At 66.0% G+C, this 1,059-nt stretch carries 1 protein-coding gene; it reads right to left on the bottom strand.

Annotated elements, in window-relative coordinates:
• Positions 1–1,040: HAD-IC family P-type ATPase (locus Q9R39_RS24705; protein WP_311278461.1), on the bottom strand; the 1,040-nt coding region annotated here is incomplete at its 3' end.
• Positions 1,041–1,059: the final 19 nt, after the last annotated feature.

Raw genomic sequence — 1,059 nt, 5'->3', positions numbered from 1 at the left:
GGGCAGGCGATGACCAGCACGGTGATGGTTCGAATCACCGCCTGGTCGGGTTGGCCGATGACCGTCCACACGATGGCGGTGATGATCGCTGAGCCGAGCGCGAACCAGAACAGCAGCGCTGCAGCGGAATCGGCCAGCCGCTGGGCGCGGGAGGTGGAGTTCTGCGCGTCTGCCACCAGGCGCTGGATCCCGGCCAGCGCCGTGTCATCGCCGGTGGCGGTGATCTGGACCCGCAGCCCCGAGTCGGTGGCCACCGTGCCGGCCACCACCTGATCGCCGATGCCGCGGCGCACCGTGCGCGATTCTCCGGTGACCATGGATTCATCGAGCTCGGCCGAGCCGTCTACGACGCGACCGTCGGCCGGCACGCTGGCCCCCGGGCGCACGATCACCACATCTCCGACCTGCAGCTCACTGGGAGCAACCGTGGTGATCTGGTCGCCATCGACGCGTTCGGCCTCATCGGGCAGCAGCGCGGCCAGCGAGTCCAGGGCCGAGGTCGTCTGGGCCAGCGACCGCATCTCGATCCAATGCCCCAACAGCATGATCACGATGAGCAGCGCCAGTTCCCACCAGAAGTCCAGTTCGTGGTGCAACACACCGATGCTCGCACCCCAGGACGCCACGAAGGCCACCGTGATCGCCAAGGCGATCAACAGCATCATTCCCGGTGCACGCGACCGCAGTTCTGAATAGGCGCCTACCAGGAACGGCCGCCCACCCCAGCAGTACATCACCGTACCCAGCACCGGTGAGACCCACTTCAACACTTCACCATCGGGTAGGTCATAGCCGATGAGCATCGCGAACATGGGCGAAAAGGCCACGACCGGCACAGCCAGGGCACCCATGATCCAGAACAGCCGCCGGAACTGCCCGACGTGATCACCATGCCCCCCATGCCCAGCGTGATCATGGTCTGCGCGGGCGCGCTCAGCATGGTGATCGTGGTGGTTGTGTGACGCTGCGGCGAGTTGGCCGTGGTGGCGTTCATCGGCGGCGTCGTGACCGACGTGCTCAGGGGAAGAGTGCTCGTTCATGCCGCTACCTTATACCCCT

Origin of the sequence: Gordonia sp. AC31 (assembly GCF_031844505.1) — a bacterium.
Taxonomy (GTDB): domain Bacteria; phylum Actinomycetota; class Actinomycetes; order Mycobacteriales; family Mycobacteriaceae; genus Gordonia; species Gordonia hongkongensis.
The sequence above is the reverse complement of the archived record's forward strand: the minus strand, read 5'-3'. Positions and strand labels throughout refer to the sequence as shown.